Below are 22,935 nucleotides of genomic sequence, written 5' to 3' on the forward strand. Positions count from 1 at the left end.
GCATGTACGACTTTCGCACTCTGTCGTCGATCGATTTCGAACTGCTCGTTCGTGACCTGCTGCAAGCGGAGTTGGGCATCACTATGGAGAGCTTTGGCCCCGGCAAGGATGGTGGAATCGACTTCCGCTTCGCCATGGCGGACCAGGATGTCGTAGTGCAGGCCAAGCATCATGCGGAGGGAGGGCCAAGAAGCCTTCTTCGGGCAGCGATGAAGGAGGACAGCAAAGTCCTGAAGCTGGCTCCGAACCGGTACATCCTAGTCACGTCCTTATCGCTTACCCCGGAACTGAAGCGCAAAATCATTCAAGCGATGCCGTCCACGCCGATCAGTGCCGGAGACGTCATAGGCCGCGAGGACCTAAACAACTTTCTGGGCCTCCATCCACACGTGCTGCGTCAGCATTTCAAGCTTTGGTTGACCAGCACGGAAGTCCTTGAGCGAATCTTGCACAGCGCGGTCTACAACCGGACCGATGCCGAGTTGGCCCGCATCAAGCAACTTGTTCCCAAGTTCGTGCATAACGCCAGTTTGGCCGAGGCGGAGACGATCCTGGAGGACCGCGGCGCGCTGATCATTGCGGGCGAGCCGGGTGTCGGAAAGACCACCCTTGGCCGAATGCTGCTTTGGCTCCACATGGAGCAGAACTGGAAGGTCTTTGTCGTGGATGACCTGCAGGAGGCAATGGCCGTCAGTACAGCCGGCGAGAAGCGACTCATCTTCCTCGACGATTTCCTGGGTCAGATCAGTCTGACCAACGAACTGTTGGGCAAGGTGGATCAGCGTCTGCCCGTTTTCCTGGATCGACTTCGAAACAACAAGGATCTTCGCTTCATCCTGACGACTAGGCTGTACCTGCTCAACCAGGCGCAGATCCAGTCGGACAAGCTCTCGTCGCCGCGAGTGGAGGCAAGCGAAATGATTCTGAACGTCGGGGTCTATACGCGGATCATCAAAGCCAAAGTTGTCTTCAACCACATTTACTTCTCAGATCTGGTCGATGAGGAAAAGGCCAAGCTCCTGGACGGCGACTTCTTCCTGAAGATGATCGACCACCGTAACTTCAACCCCCGCTTGATCGAGTTGCTGACTTCAGCAGACTACTATTCTGTAAGCGACGAATCCATCCAGGCCACTGTCCTTCGTGTTTTAGACAACCCTTCGGAGCTCTGGGAGCGGCCGTATCGCTCACACCTGAGCGCAGATGCAAGATGTCTGTTGTGGGCCACCTTCTTTACCGGCCCCTATGTAGGAATGGATCTCTGTTTGCAGCTGTTCAAACGAATCACCGCAAACGCAGGGCTCCAGATCGCTTCGTCGGAGGCAGTTTCGCGTTTCCGTACAGGGTTGAAGGAACTGAGCGGATCGTTTGTTACGGTCGGAGATCAAGAAATTTCCTTCGCAAATCCCGGCATTCGCGATTTCCTGAGCAGTGTCTTCATCGACGACCAGCTGCTTCCCGTTGTTGTGCGATCCGTTTCGACGATCTACGAGTTCAGAAGCACATGGAATTTTTTCAGGACAAACATTACGAAGTGTCGCGATCAATTCGGAGAACATGATCTATGGATAGCCGCCATGGACCGCATCCAAGGCGACAATAGAACAACCGCGATCGCCTCCCTGCGGCACATCCTTGAGATGCGCGAACACTTGCCGGGTCTTCATATCAAGGCTGTCCTTGACAGGGCAGTCAACGATTTGATCTCGCAGGGAATCGAGCCAGGAGATTTCTACGAGTGCCTGTTTTCCCTGTGGCAGTTGAAGCGGCTTCAGTTTCGGACGGATGACCTTCTAGTTCCGGCCTGCGAAGCCCTTACCACTGCAGCGGCAAAAATGCTCGAAAATGCAGGTGAGGACTTGGCAATCGACGACATCACAAGCATTGCTGGCGCACTTGAGCCACTGATGGAAAAAGGCTTGGTCCGCAGCGCAGCGAGCAACGCGCTGCGAGGGTTTATCTTTGGAATTGAGGGCAAGCTTTCCGACATCTCCTCCAGTCAAGAACTCGAAACGTTTCGCGAAGACCTTGTCTCCGCAGCAAAGACGTATGGCGTCCGTACTGACGCGGCATTGATGCAAGATATTCAAAGTCGCCGCGAGACTCTCGAAGAGCGGGAGGGCGAAGAAGACACCGATCCTTATCAGCAGGCAGAACCGCAGGCAGCGGCTGGCGAAATCTCGGACACCGAGATCAAGTCGATGTTCTCGCTTATGGCCACCGGACCGGTCAGTGAATAGCGGTGCATTTCGGACCGACCGTTAGTCGGCCCAAGTCCGAGCGAGTCAGTAACTGGTAGAGGGCCGAAAGCGTGAGCTCGGCCGGAGCAGCCGAACGACTGGAACCGCTGCGAAGCAGGCACACCATTGAATCTCTGAATTTCCGCTTTGGGTCGCGTAACGTCCTGCGGCCAAGAGCAGAGATGTTCCCGAATGATGGCAGCCTTCGAACTCAGGCTAGTCAACATCCCGTTTATACGAAAATCCGCTCACGCCTCCCTCCGCCAAACTGCCCCCGCCCACCACAAAGCTCAGTCTCACCTGGTGATTCACCCGTTCCGCAGACTGGCTTAGACCTCCGTGGATCGCCCAATGTCCGGCCGCAAACACCACTACCTGCCCCAACTCATCCAACGGCCGTTTGCCTACCGACAGCGGGGTAAGGAATTCTATGTCCACGCTCACCACCGGACCCGGGGGCGTTTCACGCCCAACACCAGCGGGCTGGGCAAGGAGCTGGACTTCTACGGCGGCCCGGAAGACACCAGCCTGGACGACGCCATCACCCATGGCGAAGACGCACTGGCCGAGACCGTGCAGGCCATCAATAGAGGGGATGTCGTTACCCCCATGGACGCCGCTACTCTCATCTCCGCCCTCGCCTTCCGTACCAAATCTATGCGGGAAGCCCTCGTAGAGATGTTCCCGTCGATCGTGGAAGGGCTGCGTACCACGCTCCTTGATCCACTGAGTGTGCGCCACGAGCTCATGGCCAGCCTTACTGATCCGAAGGAGCAGAAGCGCCTGATCAATGAACAGATCGAAGCGACGTTTGGCCAGCTTGCTCGGGAACAGCGAGCAAAGATTTACGGCATGATCCTGCCGCGATGGAGAACATATGTCACCGAACAGGAGGGAAAGCTCGTTGCTCAGGCATGGGGAATGGCATACGCAGTAATGTCCAGACTTCGCGATGAAGCCAGCACCGTTGCAAATGGCGCGTTTCTGAAGGCTCTAGCCAAGGATCCAGGGATGCCGACACGTGCCAGCCAACTGGCAAGCAAGCTAGAGTTCACCTGCCTCGTCGCGTCACCCGAAGAGTTTTTCATTCTCGGGGACTGCGGACCATTCGCAATATTCAGCGATGGGAAACCACGCCTCGTGACAACCTCACTCACAGATGGAGCCGAGATTGAGAAGGTGTTCCTTCCAGTATCCCCATTCCGCTGCATTGTGGGGTCGATACCCAATTCTTCACCTATCCCTAGCGTCGCGGACATCAACAAATTCAGCGCCTCATTGTCCTTGGAGTTCTTCGTCAGCGACCGCGACACCGATCAGGCTCTGGAGTCCCTTCGATCGTCCATCGGTTCATTGGTTCCCATTGATACCGAGAACGACATCATTCAGTCGATGAATCAGCACTTTAAGTAGCCCCCTTGCGCCCGGTCAATCCTTTGCAAGCCTGGTTCCGTCAGTGCTTGCACACGCACACTCGGCAACAATCGAACACTAGCCTGTCAAGGAAAAAAGAATGGCGAAGCGCAAGTTCGCAGCAGAAGGCTGCTTGAATCTCTATTCCAGCGAAGCCAATCCGCTATACCCGTCAGAGCTCTACTCAGTGGATCATCTCAGCGGGCTTCGGGATGCCCTGACTATGTGCAACCTATACATGATCACCACTCGTCGACGCATCTTTGTCGATCCCGATTCGCTGGCTGTGACGAATAAGACCATCGTCGGCCATCTTCTGGTGGTCGACGATGGAAAATGGAAACCGATACCATTTTGCTATTCGTTGGTTGAAGCACAACTGGACCATCTCGGCACACCCGTGCAGATCGAAACTAACGAGGCAGGAAGCTATGTTCACATACGAGGGACCCGGAACCCGATCACCATCCCAACATACGCCATCGTCGCCACGTCTGACTGCGAACTTGGGGCGCACTCGGACTTGGACGTCCTTTATGTAGGCCAAGGTATAGGTCGAACTCGCCAACGCCTGGCTGTTGATCGTCTAATGGCTCACGACACGTTCCAGCAGATCTTGGCCGATGCAGTTACCCATGCTCCCAGCCACGAAGTGATCATTCTGATGTTTCGCTTCGAGCACGCTCGGATCTTCGTGAGCTCGGGAGGAGATCTCACTCTGGATCCATCTGCGTCCGTAGAAGAGGAACGCCACCATTTTCGTGCCATGACCGACGGTACGCTCCTGCAAAAGATCGATCGGAAACAGCGGATCAGTCTTGCCGAAGCTGCACTCATCCAGCACTTTCAACCACGGTATAACAGAACGCTCAAGCACAGTAACTTCACCGCCAAGAAGCGACTCAAGCTATTGCAGATGCTCGATCGTCTCGACCTGACCGGCCTTGTAGTAGAAGTATGCACGGCAAATATCCGCTCACGCCTGCGCTCGGCCTCATGCTCTCCAGCTGGAGTCATGGAGGACATGCCAAATGAGTTAGATCTAACGAAGCTCGGTTCGGAGGCGAAGACTTGGCGCCATACGCACATCGCGAAGTTGCCCCTCACCAATGCGGACGAGAGAAATACGTTCCTTCACGGAACGCGTTGGCACTGACCGTCGCTCCTGAAAGCGAGGGGATTACCCGGCGCGATAGCGCCTTCGCGGATCGTTGCAGCCGTTCGCAGTGCTATCTCCAGCTCATGTGCAATCCTGGAGGCGATGACCGCTGACCGTGTCTTTCGATCGCTCTGGACGATGAACCAAGGACTCAAACCCACAGCCAAAGCGACAACGACTGCAACAGACGTCGCAATGGTCGCCCCAATGGCTGCAGTCTGTGGATTTATGATAGCTAGTATAGCTATTGCCAAGCAGAGGCCTACGGCAACACCGGCGACACCCGTACCTATGAGCACCGAACTGGACAGCCCCCTTACTCTTCTATCGCTTATCCCACTTAACCGTGCTCATGACCTGGGTACCCTGCAGCGGGTCTCGCGAGATGACTTCCCTCTTGCTCATTTACTAAAGCTCCCGCCGCGGCGCGACGCCTCCTGCAGACAATCATAGGGGATTAGCGTCCTGCTTCGCGGAACTTGGAACCCTATGCAGACCGCCCAGCGAGGATTCGCGCGCCTCGAAGCTCGCGCACTCGACGGAAACAGACAGCCTCAGGCGCAGCGCTAGTCCATAGAAAAGATCGAACCCGTAGGTGATCTTCAGCATCTGGCGAAGTTGTCAGGTGTCGGCCAGAAAGTACTGCAGCGTGGTCAGGCGTTGCTGGCCGTCGATGATTTTGAGGTATCCACGCCCCGCAGCCCCTCCCCTTCTTCATGTGGAAAGCGGTCATTCATGCTCCTATCCTTGAGTTACATTTCCTCTGCCCGGCTACCTTCGTCGATTGCGCTTAGGTCCTGGGCTGAACTTCGAGTCCAAGCCCTTCCGCTCGCCGGCCACATCCGGAAAGACCTCGACGATCTTATCTGTGGCTGCTTCTAGAACTCCAGCGCTGATCAGCATAGCAACGGCCAAATACTGGCGATCGGGATCGCATTCCAATCCCGTGCCTCGGCCGTTTGGCTCCATGCGCAGGAAGGATACGGGGTGGATGTGGGAATGCTGTGACCATAGGTCCCATAGAATGTCAAAGCCAGCCTTGTCCATTCCTACCAGTTCCACCAACTGGGCTCGGTCTAGGAACCATGCTTTCTTGCCGGCTAGGCATTGAGCCTGTACAGGAGGCGACAATTTGAGGAAGAATGGGATGGAGCGCAGGCGAGCTTGCAACTCATCGCGCTGCTGCTCGAACCATAACCGCTGTTGTTCGCTACCGGCAAACATCTTCAACCTGCTGCAACAGTCGTTGAGTTGAAGCAACGTGACCCGCGCCCTACCCTCGTCCAGCCCGTCGTCCGTCGGCTGCATGAAATAGTGAAAGTACAAATTGCCTTCCAGCAGAGCGCGGGCGTGGCAGGCTAGGACGTTGAACCCCCACTCTTGGTGATCGCTTCTGACCCAACGGGAATATGGCATTGCCCGCACAGCAGCGATGCCATGCGAACACATGCGTGCGAACAGGTATGTCCCGTAACCAACACAAGGCGCAGCCATGCGCCCTGCTTGGGCTTGGCCTACTGCGCTAGCCTCGCACACCGCCTTGTCAAGGCACTCGAGCGCCAGCATGTAGTCTTCTCGCGTCGACGAACCCGCCGTCATCAGACGCTGAGCGAGTGCTTCAACGTCACTCATCCAGCCGCACTCCACGGCACTGCTTAGCTAGGTCACTGGCGCACAGCAACGTGCCTTTCGGGCAGATGTTGGTCACGGTTGGCGCTGCCACCTTGGCGCCCTCCTCCAACGTCTCCTTAGTTGTACCTTCCTCTGCCCATGACTCGGGCAATGCAGCCATTGCAGCCAGCACTACCGACACTAGCTTGACCCTGACCAAGGACGGAAGCTTCTTCTTCGGCTGATAAGAATTGTGGTCCCTCACAACTGACGATTCTCCGTTAAGTCAGAACTCAATAGTTCACTGTTTTCCAAGTACTACCGCAGAACCGATTGTGGCTGCTGACTATGAAACAAAGCTCGGAAAATCAAACTCGCCAGCAACATCATTGCTTTGCCAGGGAGCGAGAACATCAATCCCTGGCCCAGATGAACGATCAGCTCGACGCCGTCGATCTTCGCTCCACCAAGCCCCTTTCATGTTGCATGGCGCACGTCTATCTAGTCAAAGCGATAGCCTGCATTAACCCAACCATAGCATTGAAATAAATAGTCTAGCGGGCTCTGTTTTAAGGCCAACATTGCATCAATTTAAATACCAACCATACGTCCAAGTACCCAGCTAATCAGCGCAAAAACAGGCACTTGCGCAATAGCTTTAGTGACGTTAGGTTCCGGGAAAATCAGAAAAGATGCTGTCAGCCTGGCCGGCGAGAGGTCGTCTTTCCCAAGACGCCTACGCACCTAGCGTGCCCATCTCCTCAGAACAAGAGGGAGCCAGGATGCAGCTGGGAAGCTTCACAGTATCCCGAGAGAAGCACTGAAAGGCGATATGGAGCTTTCGATGAAGCGGGCACCGATAGGAGGCATAGGGCGCCGAGCCCGCGTACCCCAATTGTAGGCAGGCCAATCGCTTTCGAGAATGCCACAGTAAGTGAGCTTCGACGGACACTCTATCCGAGGACCAGACTCACCCAGACAGATCTCTCTGCCCGTACAAGATAAACCTCCGATCCTGAAAACGAAGGCGGGCCCTGTCGGAAGGGCCCGCGAGATAGCATGAGACGTGTTGCGACGCTCAGCTTCTTCGAATTTTGGGTCACCGTCAACTGCTGCCTGAAGAAAGACAGGCACCGACTGGGAGCTTCTGATGCCGACCCGCATCCCTACTGCGCCGAGCTGACGGCGCACAAACGATCTGCACGCCCAACAATCCGCCTCGCGGGCTAGTTGCCCATGCGTGCCCTCCGCCGCCTGATCGATCGGCCCGACGCTGGTTCGCGCCTCGAAACCACCACCCATACGCGATGGCGACCGTACGGCCGCCGCCGTAGGAGTCCTCATGCCCTACATTTCCATGTCTCCAGCAAGTCGCAGTGGCAAAACCGGCACGTTACGCGCGTTTCTCGACGCTGGCGCGTCACTCCATGTGCCGGGTGAGCGGCCCTTTGAACCGCGCATCTACAAGCGTCGCGAGTTCGAGAACCGCGACATCTACGGCTACCAGTCCATCAAGGAAAGCCGCGTCGTTGAGGTTGACGGACTCGCCTCCATCGCGGTGGCACTTGCGCTCGAGACAGATCCACGCGTGCAGGCTTACACAGAGCGCCCGTGCATGCTCAACTCCTGCGACAGCCAAGTCGAGCTCGACTTCTGGGTCCTGCATGCAACAGGCTTTGCTGAGTTCCTGCTGATCGTTGCTGACGGTGCCTGCGTGCAAGGGGCCGGGGGGACCTTGCGACCACGCGAAGCTGAGCGCATCGAGGCGGTTGCCCGTGAGCAGAACGTGCGCCTTCGCTTCGTGACCGAGCATGACGTACGCCTGGAGGGCGGCGCGGTAAGTCAGCACATGCGTCTTCTGGGGTTTGCCCAGCTGGCTCAGAATTTGGGCAACCGTCTGGCGCTGCGCAGTCGGATCTTGGAACACCTGAATAAGGTCGAGCGCTCGCGCATCGACCAGCTTGAGACCGCGCTCGCACCTTTCCACCCATGCGATGTGCAGGCCGTCACGTGTGAGCTGATCTGTCTGGGGCTCGTTGATTTCGATCGCGCCGTGCGCTTAGGGCGCAACACGCTCGTTTCGCGGAGATCACCGGCATGAGCTACCTAACCGAAGAAGATGTCGCACGGCTTCTCGCGTTACCGCGCCCGGATACCGCGGCAATGGTGGATATTGATGATGCGACTCGAAAATCTATCGACAACCGCGTCAATGCTCTCGTCGCCCTGATTGAAGGCGAGCCGATCAAGCGCGTCTCCACACTCTACGGGATACACCGAAAGACCTGCAAGCGCATGCTTGAGTTCGCCAATGAGCCGGCGCCTAGCGGCGGTGTGCATGGATTTGCGGTCTGCCTACCGCAGGTGCGGCTCGTTGATCCCAAGCCGCGCAACAAGGACGCACCCGTACTCAAGCATGCCTACGGCATGACGCGTCTGGTGGATTCCCTCCCCGAGCTCAAGGCTGCGCTCATCAAGTTCAAGGGGCCTCTCCCCTCGCGTCGCCAGACGAGCCCCGCATTCAATCGTCTGTACGACGAGGTAAACCGGATCCTGCGCCGAGCCGGTCGAGGCGATGACGACTACCCACGTAACACTCGTGACGGCGGTCGGCGTGCTTTGGTTACCTACATCAAGCGTATACGCTCCCGCACCGCCGAACTTGCAATGAGGTTCGTCGTCGATCCGGCGCTGAAGAAGTGGGCCGAGCTCTCGATTCCTGAGCCATTCGACGAGACCCAGATCGACGGCCACTACATCGATCTCAAAGAACAGTGGTGCGCGGTCCCGCTCTCGGACGGCACGCATCGTTTGACGCGAGTGTCCGGACTGATGCTGTTGGCTGAAATCGACGTGGCCTCGCGGGCCTGCATGGGCTGGACGGTAATCGTCGACGCGGCCTATTCGCAGTTCGACTTTCTGAGGACCATCAGGCGTGCTCTGATGCCGTGGCGCCCGAAAGATTTGACCGGGCGGCAGATGCAGTATTTACCCAACGCATGGATGCCTAACGCGATCGATGGCCCAACCCCACGCGGCCTCCGCATCTCGGTAGACAACTACAGCAGCCATCTGGCCAAGCACGCAAAAAGGGCGCTCGCGCAGGTCCGTCTGGGTGTCTACCGCTTCGGCCACGCTGGAATCCCAGAGACCCGGCCGCATATCGAGGCGTTCTTCAAGTCAATCGAAGTGCAGGTACTGCGTCACTTGGCTGGCGGCTTTGAGCCAGAGACCAAAGTGCGCGAAGAGCAGCGGGTGTCGTTGCAGAACAGCAAGGCGCACCCCATCTTCCTACACCTCGTCGAGGATATGTTGGACATCGTTTTCTCGACCTACAACGTCACCGCCCATGAGGGCCTCCAGGGCCGCAGCCCGCGCGAGGTGATCGAAACGTACCTTTCCAACGGCGGCATGCCGCTTCGATCTAGCCGGACAGCAGAGGATGTGCGGGATTTGGGCCGGTTCCGGATCCGCGTGACGATCCGGGGCGGGAATGGAGAACTGCCCCACGTGAACTATGGCTATGGGACCTACCGTAGCGAGAAGCTCAACACACGCCCGGATTTGATCGGTAAGACTTTCAACGGCTACATCGCCGAGGACGCGCGCTTTCTGCAGCTGCTCGACGCAAAGGGACAGCCGTATCTGGAACTAAAGACGCTCCCACCATACGCGCTGACCGCGCATTCGCTCGATGAGCGGCGGCGAGCGCATCGATGGCGCATGAGTCGTGGGCAGCGCTGGAACGGTATCGCAGACCTGATCGACGCGTTCCACGCCGAGGTGCGCGATTCGGCCCGCCACCTACGCTGGGCGGCTGATGACATTGCTTCGGGACGCGTCCCCAAACCGAAGATCCCCCCTGATCCTGCCCCCAGCGGTGCGGCACGCACGCTAGAAGGTTTCGCCCCTCGTGGTGGCGCCGTCTCGCTGCGCCGTCGCTGATCACTCGCGGCCTTGTTTCAGCCGCGACCCTTCGTCCGCACGGAGTCTTCTGCAATGACCTCTGAAGTCCACCCGATTCTTCGCTACAAGCGCCCCCTGATCTTCACCCGTCCCGGCGAGCGTCTCGCCGGGGCTACCCGAGCAAGCATTGAGATGGGTTGCGACGCCCTCTGGATCGAAGGCCACGGCCGCGTAGGCAAGACCTTTGGTGGGCGCCAGCTCGTACAGACAGATACCTGGCGCCCGTTCTCGATGTATATGACCGAGTTCACGTACAGCAAGCCACAAAAGCCCACTGAGGGGTACTTCATGACCTCCCTACTCACGCAGATGGGGCAGTCCGTCGCCGCAAGCGCAAGCAGCAATATGTTGCTCGCACGCGTGGTGCGCACACTCAACGAACAGCGCGTTAAGCGCAGCGCCGACATGATCGCCCTTGTCTTCAACGAGGCCAACCGCTTCACTTCGGAGGAGTATGAACACGCAATGTCGATTGGCAACGAGTTCGAAAAGACCACGCGCGTGTTCTACCTTTTCATTAATCAGAGCGATGCCGGACGGCTCGGCCGCGGCGATACCGACGCTCGACCGCCCCGCCACATCTTCGGCCGCTACTTCATCAACTCGCACCGCTACACGGGACTGCTGTGGGACGTCCCGTCGGCTGATCGGCCGCATCAGACAATGTCAGATGTTGCTCTGGCGTTCCTAGAATACGACAAGGAGCTCACTTGGCCGGAGGGTTCCGGCGTCACGTTCACTCAGCACTGCGCGCCCAAAGCCTGGGCTAAAGGCTGGCGGCTGGGCAGTCAGATCGACATGATCCGTAAGGTCATGAATGAGGTGCGCTCTGAAGCGGGGCTACCACCCGCCACGAGCTGGCCGATGCTGACCTTCGAGAAGTTCGTCTATACGGTGCTGGTGCGTATCGCGATGGAAGACTCGAACTTCCTCGAGCTTACCGAGGCTCAGGTGCGCGAAGTGCTGTTTCGAGTCGCATATCTGGAGATCGAGCCAGGCTACGAGGGGATCTCAGCATGAGCATTGCGATTCCCGGCTCTTACATCGAACTCCGCGGTACCCGCCCGCGTAGCGAACTCTCGCCCTACGCGGAGGTTTTGACCTCCCCATTCGCTGGCAGCGATCAGTCTGGGATCCCGGCCGCTTCGGGGTTCGGAACGCTCGCGAAGATTGTCCGCCTTAACCTTATGGCACCGAATGAGTTGACTAGCCTGATGGGCATTCGGGTCCGCCGGGCCGACGACTTATCGGCCGTTATGACCTTCTCGGAGGCCCGCCAGATCGCCGTTGCCCGATCGCTGCGATTGCCGACGGTTCCCGCAGAATGGAACATGTCAACTTGGTTTCCCTTCAAGGCACCCTCCTCCCTACTGGCGACCGGCTGGACCTTCCGCTATTGTCCGGAATGCCTGCTCGGGGGTTACCACACCCTTTTGCATCAGCTGCCATGGGTCCACCGTTGCGCCTGGCATGACGTCGCACTACGGGATGACTGCCAGCACTGCGGCATGCCAGTCGCGGTAAAGGCAGACTGGGTGGCCGGTGCGAACCTAGAATGCACATGCGGCCAGAGCCCACTGGATGCAGACTTGATCTTGCGCGCTACCGCACCTGAAGGCGCCAAGCTGTTTACTGACCAGTACCTGCATTGGGCTGCCAAGGAGCGCTCGCATTCCTCGTTAGTAATTCCGGACCTCGTGGACAACCCGAGGCCTGCACTAGCAGCGCTGGTCGAACTGCCCGGCCATTGGCGCAGGCGTATTCGCGCGGTTACCAACCCACGTGTCAGTGCCCCTCGTCGCCTGCCGTACTCTTTCCCCATAGTGCATGTTCGAACCCTAATGCGTTCCGAGCGCGCCCCGTTGCCCGATCGCGATGGCCTATGCGAACTTGAACAGGTTCGAAGCGACCGGCCAGGATTTCTGACTACGCCTAAGAGGCTCAAGCCGATAATGTCAGCTGTCGCAGCGAATCTCGCGCTGCGGCTGCCAGCAAAATCGCTGACCGATCGTGAAATGAGCTTGTTTCTGGCCGGAATCGGTATCGAGGCTCCCGAATCGTTCGCTCCGGCCAGTCGCCGGTTCTCCGGTGAAGTGTCGATGTTGCCGCCAAGCTATATAGGCAATCGGCAGTTCCTCAACCTGCTGTGCGTTCATCCTTGTACCTACCGCTTGGTGGCCGGGCTGGTGGATGCCGCGCTCGAAGGACGGAGCCTTTTTGACTTCCATGCCCAAGCGAGTCATCAGGAGTTCGACTTGCTCATGCGCAGCTGCGGGCAGGTCTTGGCCCGTGGATATGCTGAGGGTCTCCGCTCAACACTCGCGGTTCACGTGCCGGAACTCTACAGCCAGCCTCGTCTGAGCCCGCGTTTGCGGCAACCCTGGGCCTTGCTGCGCAAAGACAGCGGCCGGCTATCCAGTATCCGCGTGGCCTGGATGTCCCTGTCGTGTGCCAGCCGCGGGGAAGCGGCTGTGCTGGAATCCGCGAATCAGGCGAAGCAGCGCCGCAGCCGCTCTGGGAGGCGCCGGCGGAAGTAAGCCCCCTCTAGACTGCAGCGCCCGGAAAGGTGTGCATCCGACCATGGTAGGCCGGATGCGAGGCCCCACAACAATGCGTAGCTGGCAAGAGGGAGTCCGCGACTGTGCAGCGACCAGCGCAGAAAGAAATGTGCACTGGCACACCGCGGGGTCGGAAAATCAATCAGTTACTGAAAGCACTCGGATCTGCGCTGCCCACCTCCTAAGGATTCGGGAGAAATTGAGCCATGAGCGGCAGCTACAACATCGACCGTAAGCCACCATGCTGGCCGAGTGGCGAACAATGCCCAAATGCGTGTGCGTCTGCGCACCACCGGCACGTTATTGAGAACCACGTCGAGCTCCACGGCCCTTGGGCTGGTTGGCGACTGGCTGGCCACGACCTGGTGGCACCGTCCGGCGAAGGTATCCCAGAGCGCCGGCTGCGGGGCCTGCTTTGGCGTGCTGATGCCTCCGATTTACGCGACGCGACACGTAAACGGAACGCTGCACGAAAAGTGCGTCAGCAGTCGTTGGTCGCGGGAACGCCACTTCGGAACGCGGGCTAGGTAACGGCGTCAACGCAGGGGCAACACCTCTGCGCGCCCTATTTGCAAGCGTTATGGACGGCGTTGTCATAGGCACTGGAAAGAGCAAAAGAGCGCCTAGTGCCTGCTGCGTTGTAGACAACATCTCGTTGCCGCTTGGCACTCTCGCAAGCGTAGCTCGAACCCGTAGTGCGGATCGTCGCTCCTGTAGCGCGACCACCACCGCCTCCGCCAACAGAAGCAACGTTCGGGCAGCTGTGCTGCAGCAACTTCAGGATCCATCTGGGCAAGCCGAGCCCGTACATACGGGTTGTCTTAATCCGGTACAGCCTCCCAAGTCTTGACTGCTGGACCGTTCGCGCAAGGATGGGACTGGTAAGAATCCGGCTTTCTACGCTCGACGCACTTGTAGACCCGTTGGGCACCCGCGCTGCCAGACAGCGCCAGCAGACTAGCTACAAGAATCCCCTGTACATCCCGGCTCCCTGCTGGACATGAGCCAAAATCATACAAATAGATGGCTGGCTAAATTTAGTGACGAATCACGTAAATAGTGCCAACAGGCCGATGTGGGCAATGTAGAAGCCGTAGAAGGCCCGGCGCGTCCTGGGCACACGCAGATCCAAACGCAGCTGCACCCAGCCAGAAATGGCTATCAACGCGCATGGTGGCGAACGCCACTATCGCTGGCATGTTCTACCAATGTCGATTCCGTCTCGATACTTCAATAGAAAAATATCGATCCCACTTGGCTTGACTGGCTGGCTTTGGTTATTTCTGTTCTCAGTTGGAGTGAGTCGGTCGCGCAAATGTTCGCGAAACTCATTGACGCGAGGAGCGCGTTGATCAGCTGCAAAATACGTAAGGATAGATAGATACTCCGATCCATTTATTAACGTTAACACCGGAACTCCTTTGCAATTGAACTGAAGCGACTGGGATGAAGAGTCACCTGCTATTAGCTCAATGCCATCGCGGCCGACGGCTTGCTCAAGTGATATGGCCTCAGCACGAACGTTGCGAAACTCGCTGGGTGCCAATGGCATGAATGTTTCATGCCGCGCTTCGAACGTTGCCGGAGAACAAGCCCAAAAAGCTACAGCTAAAACTGCGATCATTGCAAATCCAACTGAAAGAGTTTTCATTTCAACTTCCTGAGCTGCCCTGAGCTTATCTTTGATGCGCCAGTTATGTTCATCTGCCAAGCTCCAAAGTACAGGTAGCCAATGACATAATTAGTTAGCATGGCAGAAGTGTTTATACTGTAGCCAAACCCATATGTTTGCAGGTTGACGGCCCCGTTGCCCTGGTAAAGCCTGCTGACCACTGAGCCAGCATGAAAGGCATGCGAGGACGTAGTGCTGTTAATCATGTAATTCGCGCTGCTCACCCACACCGCGCAGCAACAGCAAGATCCCGCAAACGCCCTCCCCCGCCCTACGTTACGCTCCCACCCAGTCACTGGTACGGAACAGGCGTCATGGGTGCGGCACGCAAGGCCTTGTGGTACATCGAAAGCCATTTTGCCGAGAACCCCTCGCTGGCCCAGATCGCCGAGGCGGTCGAACTCTCGCCGTTCCACCTCTCCCGCCTGTTCCAGGTCACTACCGGGACCTCGATGGCGCGCTACCTTCGTGTGCGTCGACTGACCGAGGCGGCACGGTCCCTGGCTGCTGGCAGCGAGCCCATCCTGGATGTCGCCCTGGCCGCAGGCTACGCCTCGCATGCTGCGTTTACCAATGCCTTCACCGAGCAGTTCAAGCTGCCCCCGGAACAGGTTCGCCGGAACGGTCTGCACGGCCTCGCGCTGCTTGAGGCCATCAAGCTCGACGCCCCGCCCCTGCCCTGCGAGGTGGAGCCGGTACGTCGCCGGCAGGGCCCGCTGCGTGTGGCGGGCATCCGCGCTCGCCACACCGCCGCTACGGTGGCGTCCATTCCCTCGCAATGGCAGCAGTTGGCGCTGACACGGGAGCTCGGCAAGGACATTGCCTTCGGGGTCTGCTGCAACCGCGATGGCGAGGGTGCCTTCGACTACATCGCCGGCATGGAGATCGGTGCGAGCGCTGCCGTGCCTTCGCCGTGGCATGCCGTTTCCATTCCGGCCGGGGACTATCTGGTGGCGTGGCATGCGGGCCACATCTCGACCATCCGCTCCACTTGGTACTGGCTGTTGAACGACTACCTGCCCCGCTCTGGCCTGAGCCTCGCCGACGCACCCGACTTTGAACGCTATGACGCCCGCTTCGACGACCGCACCGGAAACGGCGGGGTGGAGATCTGGCTGCCGCTGTCCGACCTGAGTTGATCCAAGGAGATCCATTCGTGCGAGTAGTGCCCTACACATTCTTCCTGCTGAGCTGTCTGTTCGCACCGCTGTCATGGGCGGCTGCACCCTCCCCCGCTGTTGGCGAAACCCATGGTGTGGCCCACACGCCCAGCGCAGCAATCCGCGATGCCGGGCAAAGCGACCAAGTGCGCTACAACGTGTGGTATCCGGCGCAGCCAGGCGTAAAACAACAGCCGCTGGAGATCGGACCGCCGGGTGCACCGCTGTTCGTGGCGGGGTCTTCTGCCGTCGATGCCCCCGTTGCGCCGGGCCGCTGGCCCGTACTGCTGCTGTCACACGGCAACGGCGGCAGTGCCCGCATGATGGGCTGGTTCGGCACCGCCCTGGCGCAATCAGGGTATGTAGTGGTCGCGGTAGACCATCCCGGCAACAACGGTGTGGACGCGATGACCGAAGCCGGAAGTATTCTGGTGTGGAACCGGGCCGATGACCTCGCTGTGGCATTGGCTGCGGTGCAGGCTGACCCCGTGCTGGCTCCGCATGTAGATGCGGGCCGGCTGGGGCTGGTGGGATATTCGGCCGGTGGGTTCACCGCATTGGTGGCTGCTGGCGCGCGGCCGGACATGACCCGGTTGGCCGCCTTCTGCAACGCATCGCCTAAGGACGGGGTATGCATGCCCCAGGCTGAGAATCCGGAAATGACCCTTGAGCGAAGGATGGCGGCGGCTGCTACGCCGGAGCTGGCACCTTGGGTAGCCAGGTCGGCGGAGGATCGCCGCATTCCCAACGTTCGCGCTGTGTTCCTGATGGCACCGGCGATTGTGCAGGCATTCGTACCGGGTGAGCTCGCACAGTTGGAGGTTCCGTTGTCGGTGGTTGTGGGCGAGTCCGACGCGATTGCCTCGCCCGCCAGTAACAGCAAGGTCATTGCCGAGGCGAATGACAAAACGCGACTTCAGGTAATCCCTTTGGTAGGTCACTACGACTTCCTTGCCGACTGCACGGAACTGGGCCGTGAGCGGGTAGGAAAGCTGTGCGAGGTAAAGGCCGACAAGCAGGCTACGCATCAGGCAGCAATACAGCTTGCCAAGTCGCTGTTTGATTCAGCCCTTCGGTAGGTGCACCTAGGAGAGCCGCTTGGCGATGTCCGCTCGAAGCCAGAAGCGGTCATCCAGCAACGTATAGAATGCGTGCACTACGTCGCGCGGATAGCTCGCATTGACTGGCAGAAACTTCCATGTGATTACAGGCGCTTCAGGGGGCGGGAAGTCGACCCTGGTACGTGCGCTGGGCGAGCTCGGCTACTCAGTGATGCCCGAGAGCGCTCTCTCTGTCCTGCAGGAACAGGAGCAGCGCAGCGCTTCCCCCTTAGCGAAAGCCAACCTGCAGGCATTCATGGAGGAAGTGCTTGAGCGAAGCATTCGGGCCTACGATGCCGCCCAGCTGCTGACCCCGCCCGTGTTCTTCGACCGGGCGCTTCCAGAGTGTCTGGAGCACATGCGCCTTCTCAACCTTGAGATCAAACCGGAGTTCGAGGCTTGGCTGGATCAACGCCGATACGCGGATACCGTGTTCGTCGTGCAGCCGTGGCCGGAAATTTACGTTCAGGACCGCTGGCGGACGGCCGACTTCGCAAGGGCATCGCGATCTTTCGAGCCCACCGTCGCTGCTTATACCGACAGAGGCTATGGCATGCGGATTGTTCCTCAAGTGTCGGTCGAGGAACGAGTAGCGTTTGTTCTCCAACACACAGTGGTCCGCTAACGGCCAGTAGCGGACGTCTGAGCTGATGCTCGGCTTCTATTCGGAAGTAGCAACGTCCCCGGCCTACTCATGAATGGCAGCGTTCCGCGTTAGACGCGTGATGCTTGGTTCGGAAAGACCCTGGACACCCTGCGGCGCACACTCATCCTGCAGGGGACCATGGACCCGAAAACTGCAGGCGCTGGCGCCAAAGAGTACGCGTCCACGCTTGGCAGCTCGGGGGCCGGCACTTTCCACATGGTGGACCGCGGCGCCCATCTGCTGGCGTTGGTGCCGCCACACTGCTTTGTTGCGGCAGTCGATGCTTCCATTGGTAGCGACGTGCTGAGCGAGCACTGTGCAGAGCCAGCGCCAGGGTGAGAAAGCTCGCCTCGGTGCGGGTCCGCTCTGATTGGGGCAGCCACTCTCGCAGTGGTTCTGGGTGCCGATATCAGTAGAGCCACTGAAGAGGGCTTTCATATCGCTCCGGTGGCCGCGCTTACATGCCCAGATCAGATAGTCCCGGGTGATCATCGGGGCGACGCCCCAGCGGCCAATGGAACTTCCGGTCGCTTTCCTTGATCGGCATGTCGTTGATGCACGAGAAACGGCGTTCCATCAGGCCATCGGCAGCAAATTCCCAGTTCTCGTTTCCATACGAGCGATACCAATTGCCTGAGTCGTCGCGCCATTCATAGGCGTAGCGCACTGCAATACGGTTCTCGGTAACCGCCCACAGCTCCTTGATCAAGCGGTACTCAAGCTCCCTCTTCCACTTGCGGGCCAGGAACTGTCGGGCTTCTTCACGGCCCTGGGTGAACTCGGCGCGGTTCCGCCACTGGGTGTCGAGCGAGTAGGCAAGTGAAACCTTGTCCGCATCACGAGAGTTCCAACCGTCTTCGGCAAGTCGGACTTTTTCGATGGCCGATTCGCGGGTGAAGGGGGGAAGCGGCGGGCGAGCTTGAGCGTTGGACATGGCAAAGCCTCCAATCAAAGTGGATACATCGTTGGTTTCAAATTGCGGTGGAGCGTCAGGCCGCTAGCGCAGGGCCTGTTTCAGCAACAACTGCGCGACATCCCTGGCGTCATCTGCGGCGTTGTGATCACCCATCACGCGCGATACGGTGATCGCGCCTTCCATCAGAACCAGCAGCTGGCGCGCCAGTGCGTCCGGCTCCTCGATACCCAACTGCCCGGTAAGTTCAAGCGTGTAATCGAGCAACTTCTGCTTGTGATGCCTGGCGATACTGCGAATGGGATCGTCTGGATTCCCGACCTCGCCAGCCGTGTTGATGAATGCACACCCGCGGTAACCTTCCGACTCGAACCATCCTTTGAGTACGGTGAACATGCGAAGGATGCGCGCCTCGGGGCCATCGCCCTTGTCACATTCCTGCTGGAACCAGGCCAGCCAACGAACGTCACGTGCGTTCAACGCAGCAGCAGCAACGTCATCCTTGTTCTCGAAATGGCGATAGATGCTTTTCCGCGCCACGCCCGAGGTCTTTACCAGAAGGTCCATGCCGGTGGCATGTATCCCGTTCTGATAGATCAGCGCCTCAGCCGTCTCCAGGATCTTCTGCTTGGTGTCGGTCGTCGTGTTGTCCATGGCGGCATGGTAGAACGATCGTTCTCCATCGTCAACCAGCCGATGCGCAACGCGAGCCCGTGCCCGCTTCAAGCCAGGAACGGACATGCTCCAATCTGCACACGCATCGTGCTCAATTCGCGCTCATCCCCGTGCGGTCTGCTCGCCAAAGGCCAACCGCAAAGCTTCGGCGTCGCCGTTCAGCGCAGCACGCATGCGACCCTCATCCAGAGGGCGTACCACCCAGTCGACATCCCATTGGAAGCCATTACGTCTTGAGATCGGAATCGCCAGATACCAACTCGGCCCGGGCCCTACGCAGTACCAGAATGCGTCGTCTGAGGCCTGTGCCATCCAGCGCGGACCCGGTTGCTGCATACCATCGAACCGTCCTTGCAGCTGTTTCACCACCCGTACCTCAGCACCGGTGAAGGCAGCACCATCGCGCGACGGAAACCGCAGCCGCTCGAACGTTTCCTGACGGGCAGCCCGCAACCGTTGCGGGCCGTTGAGTTGCGCAACCGCCGCCATCACCGCCCCCAATCCCAGCAATATCACCAATGCGCTCTTCACGACGTCCTGCTCGTACTACTAACGAAGTAGTCAATGATAGCGATCAGCTGCAGCAGGATGCTGCACTACGGCTCATGTTACGAGCTCTCGGCAGTAATCACGGACACACTACCTGCAACAACACGCCAGATGCCCTCACGTTCTGCCCAGGTGCGGACGTAGCGGAATCGGCCCGAGAAAGGCTCGGCCAGGAACGTGCCAGAGAGCTGCGCAGTCACGACAGTGATGCAAACCGCACCATAGTGACGCACTTCGACAGCCAACCAGTCGGCTTGAGACAATCGCTGGGTGCCCGAGCGATGCAGCTGGAGATCATCTTGCTTCGTGAAGATCTCGCCTCCAGGTCCGACGAACAGCAGATCATCATCAATCAGTTCGTCCAGTGCAGCGACATCACTTTGCAGCATGGCAACTCGAAGTCGCTCTTCGTACTTCTGAATCTGCATGAGCGTCAGTTCTCTCGGTAGCGTTCGAAGGGCTGCGCCAAGCTGGGCCGATCAAGCTGGATCCGACCGACTGTCTCGATCAACAGCACTGACAACCTGAATTTGTATCGCTTCCCTGAGACAGGGTATACCGAAAGATCCCTCATCCGTGCGGCCCACCCATCACGGGAAGAACGACGCCATTGATGTAGCTGGCGGTAACAGGAGAGGCCAGAAACACGTATGCCGGTGACAGCTCCTCAGGTTGAGCCGGTCGCTTCATGTCACTGTCAGCACCAAACTCGGCGACATCCTCCGCTGCTTTATCTGCAGGGTTCAGCGGCGTCCACACCGGGCCTGGGGCAATACAGTTCACGCGGATTCCGCGCGACAGAAGCTGGGTTGCCAATGCCTTGGTGAAAGCGTGAATCGCGCCCTTTGTCGCGGAATAGTCGATCAGCGACGGGCTGCCGAATATCCCGGTTTCCGAGCCGGTATTGATGATGCTGCTACCCTCTTCCATGAAGGGCAGTACTGCCCGTGCCATTTGGATGTATCCAGCGATGTTGGTCTGCAGCGTCTCCTGCAGATGCTCATCCGCAAGATCCTCCAGGCGATGGCAATGCAGCTGGAACGCGGCATTGTTGACCAGAATGTCGACTCCACCGAACGCCTTGGCGACTTTCTTCACTGCCTTGTTGCAGAAGGAAGGATCACGCACGTCGCCGCTGATGGCCAGGCTTCGTGTGCCCTCCTCCTCTACTTTGCTGCAGGTCAGCTTCGCATCCTTGTGTTCATTGAGATACAAGACGGCGACATCCGCACCCTCTCGCGCAAAAAGAACCGCCACTGCCCTGCCAATGCCTGAGTCGCCACCGGTGATGATTGCGCGCAGGCCGCGCAACTTGCCGCTGCCCACATAATCGGGCGCCATGTAGCGCGGGGCGAGATCAAGTTCACCTTCCGCGCCGGGTTTGCGAATGCTCTGGGCAGGCATACGGCTTGGTTGCTGGCGAGTACCCGCCTGTACCGGCGCCGGTTTGTCTGGCTTGCCGGCAGTGGCGTCCAGCTTGTTCGCCCTGCTCTGAAGTTTCCGCTGCCTCGCCACTGTACTCTGGGCGTTTTCACCCTCATCGCGTGTCGTTGCGGGCTTCGCAGGGTTCTTCTTGGGCGTTCTTCTTGTGGTTGATTTGGCAGCGGATTTCCTGGATTCAGACATGATTCGACCTTCTAGGCGACTTGGGCAAGCGTCCCGGAATGGGGTTCACCTTGCGCCGTCGTTGTCGGGTTGATCGGGTACTGGCGGTTCTCTCTCCGGATCCACGGGGGGCAAATCGGGATTGTCGTTGCCAGGCAAGTCAGGGTTCGGGCGATCAGGATTACGAGGATCCCGCATTGGATCGGGACTTCCAGGTTCGCGGGGTGAATTCGGGTCGGTTGGCGTGGGAGTGCTCACAGCTCACCTCATGTAACGGCGCGATGGCGGTATCGCAGTACCTACCTTGAGCATGCCAACGTTAGTCAGCAGTCATGCAATGTGAAGAAAGCTCACTGAAGTTCTCTTGGTCACAGCTGCGACTTGATCGGAAGAATGAACTTCTCGATCAGCCTCTCCTTCAATGGTCGCTGCTCCCACATCGCATGGGTGTACCTGATTGTCGGTTTCAGGTCGGCCTCGAATACCTCGGTCATCCGTGCAGCGAACGCTGCGTCGTAGACATTGAGGCTCGCTTCATCGTTGAGCCGGAAACTGCGAACGTCGAAGTTCGTGGAACCCACGGAGCTCATTATCCCATCCACGATCAGCAGCTTGTTGTGCATCATTGTTGGCTGGTATTCGTAGATCTCAACACCAGCCAGCAATAATTCCCCCCAATGCGCTTTCGAGGCCAAGCGAACGGTCTCGGAGTCAATGTGCTTCCCAGGCACGGTAACGCGAACCCGCACTCCGCGCTGTCGTGCAGTGATCAGCGCCTTGATGATCAAATCGTCGGGCACGAAATACGCAGCCTGCAGGTCGATGCTGTGCTCTGCTGCTGCAATGGCCATCAGGTACATCAGATGCATGCTTTCGCTTCCGCCAGACGGTGATGCCACAAACAAGTGGGCATCCATCGCGCCGACTGGCGTGATCTGGGGGAAGTAGTCCTCGCCATTGAGCACTTCACCGGTGGTCTTGATCCAGTTGTCGTTGAACGCGGCCTGCACCTGCGCCACGACCGGCCCCTCGATCTTGAAGTGCATGTCGCGCCAGTGCGCGCTGTCCTGGGCATGCCCATTCCATTGGTCGGCTACTCCTACTCCACCGGTAAACCCAACACGGCCATCGATGACCAGTAGCTTCCGATGGGTCCGGTTGTTGAGGCGTCCCAGGTTGTACCACTTGAGTGGACGGTATTGATGCACCTCGGCGCCGGCATTTCGTATCTGATCAATCAGGCTGCGGTCCATCTTCAAGCTGCCCATCCAGTCCACCATTACTTTTACTTTCACACCTGCACGGGCGCGCTCGGCAAGCGCATCTGCAAATTCCTGGCCAATCTGCCCCGACCAATAGATGTAGGTTTCAAAGGTGATCGTCTTCTGTGCCGAATGGATGGCCTCCAGCATGGCGGGGAATATCGCGTCACCGTTCTGCAGTCCGGTCACGCGATTTCCTGGCACCATTCCGGGCCCGAGAAGTACCGCCATCTCCCTGCGGAACTGCGGTGAATTCGCAGCGTAGAGGTGCTCGATCCTACGCTCAAGCTTCTTGTCCGACGTCTTGAAGTTCATCGCTATCACGGCTGCCAGCAACGTGACCATGGCGGTGATCAGGATCGTCCAGAGCATTCGTTTGCGACTCCATTGCTTTGCCATGAGGAGT

18 protein-coding genes are annotated in these 22,935 nt (G+C 58.6%); 10 read left to right on the forward strand and 8 right to left on the reverse strand.

The window, feature by feature from the left end; genetic code table 11:
- The first annotated feature begins 2 nt into the window (after positions 1–2).
- The 3 genes from Q5Z11_RS10805 to Q5Z11_RS10815 all read left to right on the forward strand — a co-directional run bounded on the left by Q5Z11_RS10805 (position 3) and on the right by Q5Z11_RS10815 (position 4,809).
- Positions 3–2,240 carry an nSTAND3 domain-containing NTPase gene (locus Q5Z11_RS10805; RefSeq protein ID WP_303746420.1) on the forward strand — a complete coding sequence of 746 codons (2,238 nt, stop codon included), beginning with the start codon at positions 3–5 and terminating at the stop codon, positions 2,238–2,240.
- Between the two features lie 351 nt (positions 2,241–2,591).
- Positions 2,592–3,653, forward strand: coding sequence for a DUF4238 domain-containing protein (locus tag Q5Z11_RS10810; RefSeq protein WP_303746421.1), 1,062 nt, complete (start codon positions 2,592–2,594; stop codon positions 3,651–3,653).
- Positions 3,654–3,753: 100 nt separating this feature from the next.
- Positions 3,754–4,809 (forward strand): hypothetical protein, encoded by a 1,056-nt coding sequence (locus tag Q5Z11_RS10815; protein ID WP_303746422.1) that lies wholly within the window; start codon positions 3,754–3,756, stop codon positions 4,807–4,809.
- Between the two features lie 774 nt (positions 4,810–5,583).
- On the opposite strand, the gene Q5Z11_RS10820 is transcribed toward Q5Z11_RS10815, so the two are convergent.
- Positions 5,584–6,444, reverse strand: a complete 861-nt coding sequence (locus tag Q5Z11_RS10820) for a hypothetical protein (protein WP_303746423.1) — start codon at positions 6,442–6,444, stop codon at positions 5,584–5,586.
- A 1,321-nt stretch (positions 6,445–7,765) separates the two neighbouring features.
- Between Q5Z11_RS10820 and Q5Z11_RS10825 the strand changes: the two genes are divergently transcribed.
- Genes Q5Z11_RS10825 through Q5Z11_RS10840 form a run of 4 tightly spaced genes read left to right on the forward strand, consistent with a single transcriptional unit; the run spans position 7,766 to position 12,926 of the window.
- Entirely contained in the window at positions 7,766–8,524 is a 759-nt protein-coding gene (locus Q5Z11_RS10825; protein WP_303746424.1) for a hypothetical protein, read from the forward strand.
- A complete protein-coding gene (locus Q5Z11_RS10830) occupies positions 8,521–10,368 on the forward strand; it encodes a hypothetical protein (protein WP_303746425.1) in 1,848 nt (615 codons plus the stop codon). The genes Q5Z11_RS10825 and Q5Z11_RS10830 overlap by 4 nt, the downstream gene beginning before the upstream one ends.
- A 54-nt stretch (positions 10,369–10,422) precedes the next feature.
- Positions 10,423–11,409, forward strand: a complete 987-nt coding sequence (locus tag Q5Z11_RS10835) for a hypothetical protein (protein ID WP_303746426.1) — start codon at positions 10,423–10,425, stop codon at positions 11,407–11,409.
- A complete protein-coding gene (locus Q5Z11_RS10840; RefSeq protein ID WP_303746427.1) occupies positions 11,406–12,926 on the forward strand; it encodes a hypothetical protein in 1,521 nt (506 codons plus the stop codon). Before Q5Z11_RS10835 ends, Q5Z11_RS10840 begins: the two co-directional genes overlap by 4 nt.
- Positions 12,927–14,133: 1,207 nt before the next feature.
- Here Q5Z11_RS10840 and Q5Z11_RS10845 read toward each other — a convergent pair.
- Positions 14,134–14,658 (reverse strand): hypothetical protein, encoded by a 525-nt coding sequence (locus Q5Z11_RS10845; protein WP_303746428.1) that lies wholly within the window; start codon positions 14,656–14,658, stop codon positions 14,134–14,136.
- Positions 14,659–14,933: 275 nt separating this feature from the next.
- Here Q5Z11_RS10845 and Q5Z11_RS10850 point away from each other — a divergent pair, with 275 nt between their 5' ends.
- From Q5Z11_RS10850 to Q5Z11_RS10860, 3 genes are all read left to right on the forward strand, one after another.
- Positions 14,934–15,758, forward strand: coding sequence for an AraC family transcriptional regulator (locus Q5Z11_RS10850; protein ID WP_303746429.1), 825 nt, complete (start codon positions 14,934–14,936; stop codon positions 15,756–15,758).
- A 116-nt stretch (positions 15,759–15,874) separates the two neighbouring features.
- Positions 15,875–16,858, forward strand: coding sequence for an alpha/beta hydrolase family protein (locus Q5Z11_RS10855; protein ID WP_303746430.1), 984 nt, complete (start codon positions 15,875–15,877; stop codon positions 16,856–16,858).
- Positions 16,859–16,958: 100 nt separating this feature from the next.
- Complete coding sequence (locus tag Q5Z11_RS10860) at positions 16,959–17,504, forward strand: AAA family ATPase (protein WP_303746431.1); 546 nt, start codon at positions 16,959–16,961, stop codon at positions 17,502–17,504.
- A 478-nt stretch (positions 17,505–17,982) separates the two neighbouring features.
- Here the strand turns inward: Q5Z11_RS10860 and Q5Z11_RS10865 are convergent, their stop codons facing one another.
- The 6 genes from Q5Z11_RS10865 to Q5Z11_RS10890 all read right to left on the reverse strand — a co-directional run bounded on the left by Q5Z11_RS10865 (position 17,983) and on the right by Q5Z11_RS10890 (position 22,901).
- Entirely contained in the window at positions 17,983–18,459 is a 477-nt protein-coding gene (locus Q5Z11_RS10865; protein ID WP_303746432.1) for a nuclear transport factor 2 family protein, read from the reverse strand.
- Positions 18,460–18,522: 63 nt separating this feature from the next.
- Positions 18,523–19,092: a TetR/AcrR family transcriptional regulator gene (locus Q5Z11_RS10870; RefSeq protein WP_303750015.1), complete on the reverse strand. Its 570-nt coding sequence runs from the start codon at positions 19,090–19,092 to the stop codon at positions 18,523–18,525.
- A 123-nt stretch (positions 19,093–19,215) separates the two neighbouring features.
- Entirely contained in the window at positions 19,216–19,644 is a 429-nt protein-coding gene (locus Q5Z11_RS10875; protein WP_303746433.1) for a hypothetical protein, read from the reverse strand.
- 77 nt (positions 19,645–19,721) lie between these two features.
- On the reverse strand, positions 19,722–20,090 hold the full coding sequence (locus tag Q5Z11_RS10880) for a nuclear transport factor 2 family protein (RefSeq protein ID WP_303746434.1): 369 nt from the start codon (positions 20,088–20,090) through the stop codon (positions 19,722–19,724).
- A gap of 142 nt (positions 20,091–20,232) precedes the next feature.
- Positions 20,233–21,288: an SDR family oxidoreductase gene (locus Q5Z11_RS10885; RefSeq protein ID WP_303746435.1), complete on the reverse strand. Its 1,056-nt coding sequence runs from the start codon at positions 21,286–21,288 to the stop codon at positions 20,233–20,235.
- A gap of 347 nt (positions 21,289–21,635) precedes the next feature.
- Positions 21,636–22,901 (reverse strand): phospholipase D-like domain-containing protein, encoded by a 1,266-nt coding sequence (locus Q5Z11_RS10890; RefSeq protein WP_303746436.1) that lies wholly within the window; start codon positions 22,899–22,901, stop codon positions 21,636–21,638.
- Between the last annotated feature and the right edge of the window lie 34 nt (positions 22,902–22,935).

The organism is Stenotrophomonas sp. 610A2 (assembly GCF_030549615.1).
GTDB lineage: Bacteria > Pseudomonadota > Gammaproteobacteria > Xanthomonadales > Xanthomonadaceae > Stenotrophomonas > Stenotrophomonas pigmentata.

Bases quoted from the DNA above. Each gene is read 5' to 3' on its own strand.
- Q5Z11_RS10825 (WP_303746424.1), top strand. From the start codon at position 7,766: ATGCCCTACATTTCCATGTCTCCAGCAAGTCGCAGTGGCAAAACCGGC.
- Q5Z11_RS10885 (WP_303746435.1), bottom strand. From the start codon at position 21,288: ATGTCTGAATCCAGGAAATCCGCTGCCAAATCAACCACAAGAAGAACG.
- Q5Z11_RS10815 (WP_303746422.1), top strand. From the start codon at position 3,754: ATGGCGAAGCGCAAGTTCGCAGCAGAAGGCTGCTTGAATCTCTATTCC.
- Q5Z11_RS10850 (WP_303746429.1), top strand. From the start codon at position 14,934: ATGGGTGCGGCACGCAAGGCCTTGTGGTACATCGAAAGCCATTTTGCC.
- Q5Z11_RS10810 (WP_303746421.1), top strand. From the start codon at position 2,592: ATGTCCGGCCGCAAACACCACTACCTGCCCCAACTCATCCAACGGCCG.
- Q5Z11_RS10835 (WP_303746426.1), top strand. From the start codon at position 10,423: ATGACCTCTGAAGTCCACCCGATTCTTCGCTACAAGCGCCCCCTGATC.
- Q5Z11_RS10870 (WP_303750015.1), bottom strand. From the start codon at position 19,092: ATGGACAACACGACGACCGACACCAAGCAGAAGATCCTGGAGACGGCT.
- Q5Z11_RS10865 (WP_303746432.1), bottom strand. From the start codon at position 18,459: ATGTCCAACGCTCAAGCTCGCCCGCCGCTTCCCCCCTTCACCCGCGAA.
- Q5Z11_RS10840 (WP_303746427.1), top strand. From the start codon at position 11,406: ATGAGCATTGCGATTCCCGGCTCTTACATCGAACTCCGCGGTACCCGC.
- Q5Z11_RS10805 (WP_303746420.1), top strand. From the start codon at position 3: ATGTACGACTTTCGCACTCTGTCGTCGATCGATTTCGAACTGCTCGTT.
- Q5Z11_RS10830 (WP_303746425.1), top strand. From the start codon at position 8,521: ATGAGCTACCTAACCGAAGAAGATGTCGCACGGCTTCTCGCGTTACCG.
- Q5Z11_RS10880 (WP_303746434.1), bottom strand. From the start codon at position 20,090: ATGCAGATTCAGAAGTACGAAGAGCGACTTCGAGTTGCCATGCTGCAA.
- Q5Z11_RS10820 (WP_303746423.1), bottom strand. From the start codon at position 6,444: ATGAGTGACGTTGAAGCACTCGCTCAGCGTCTGATGACGGCGGGTTCG.
- Q5Z11_RS10890 (WP_303746436.1), bottom strand. From the start codon at position 22,901: ATGCTCTGGACGATCCTGATCACCGCCATGGTCACGTTGCTGGCAGCC.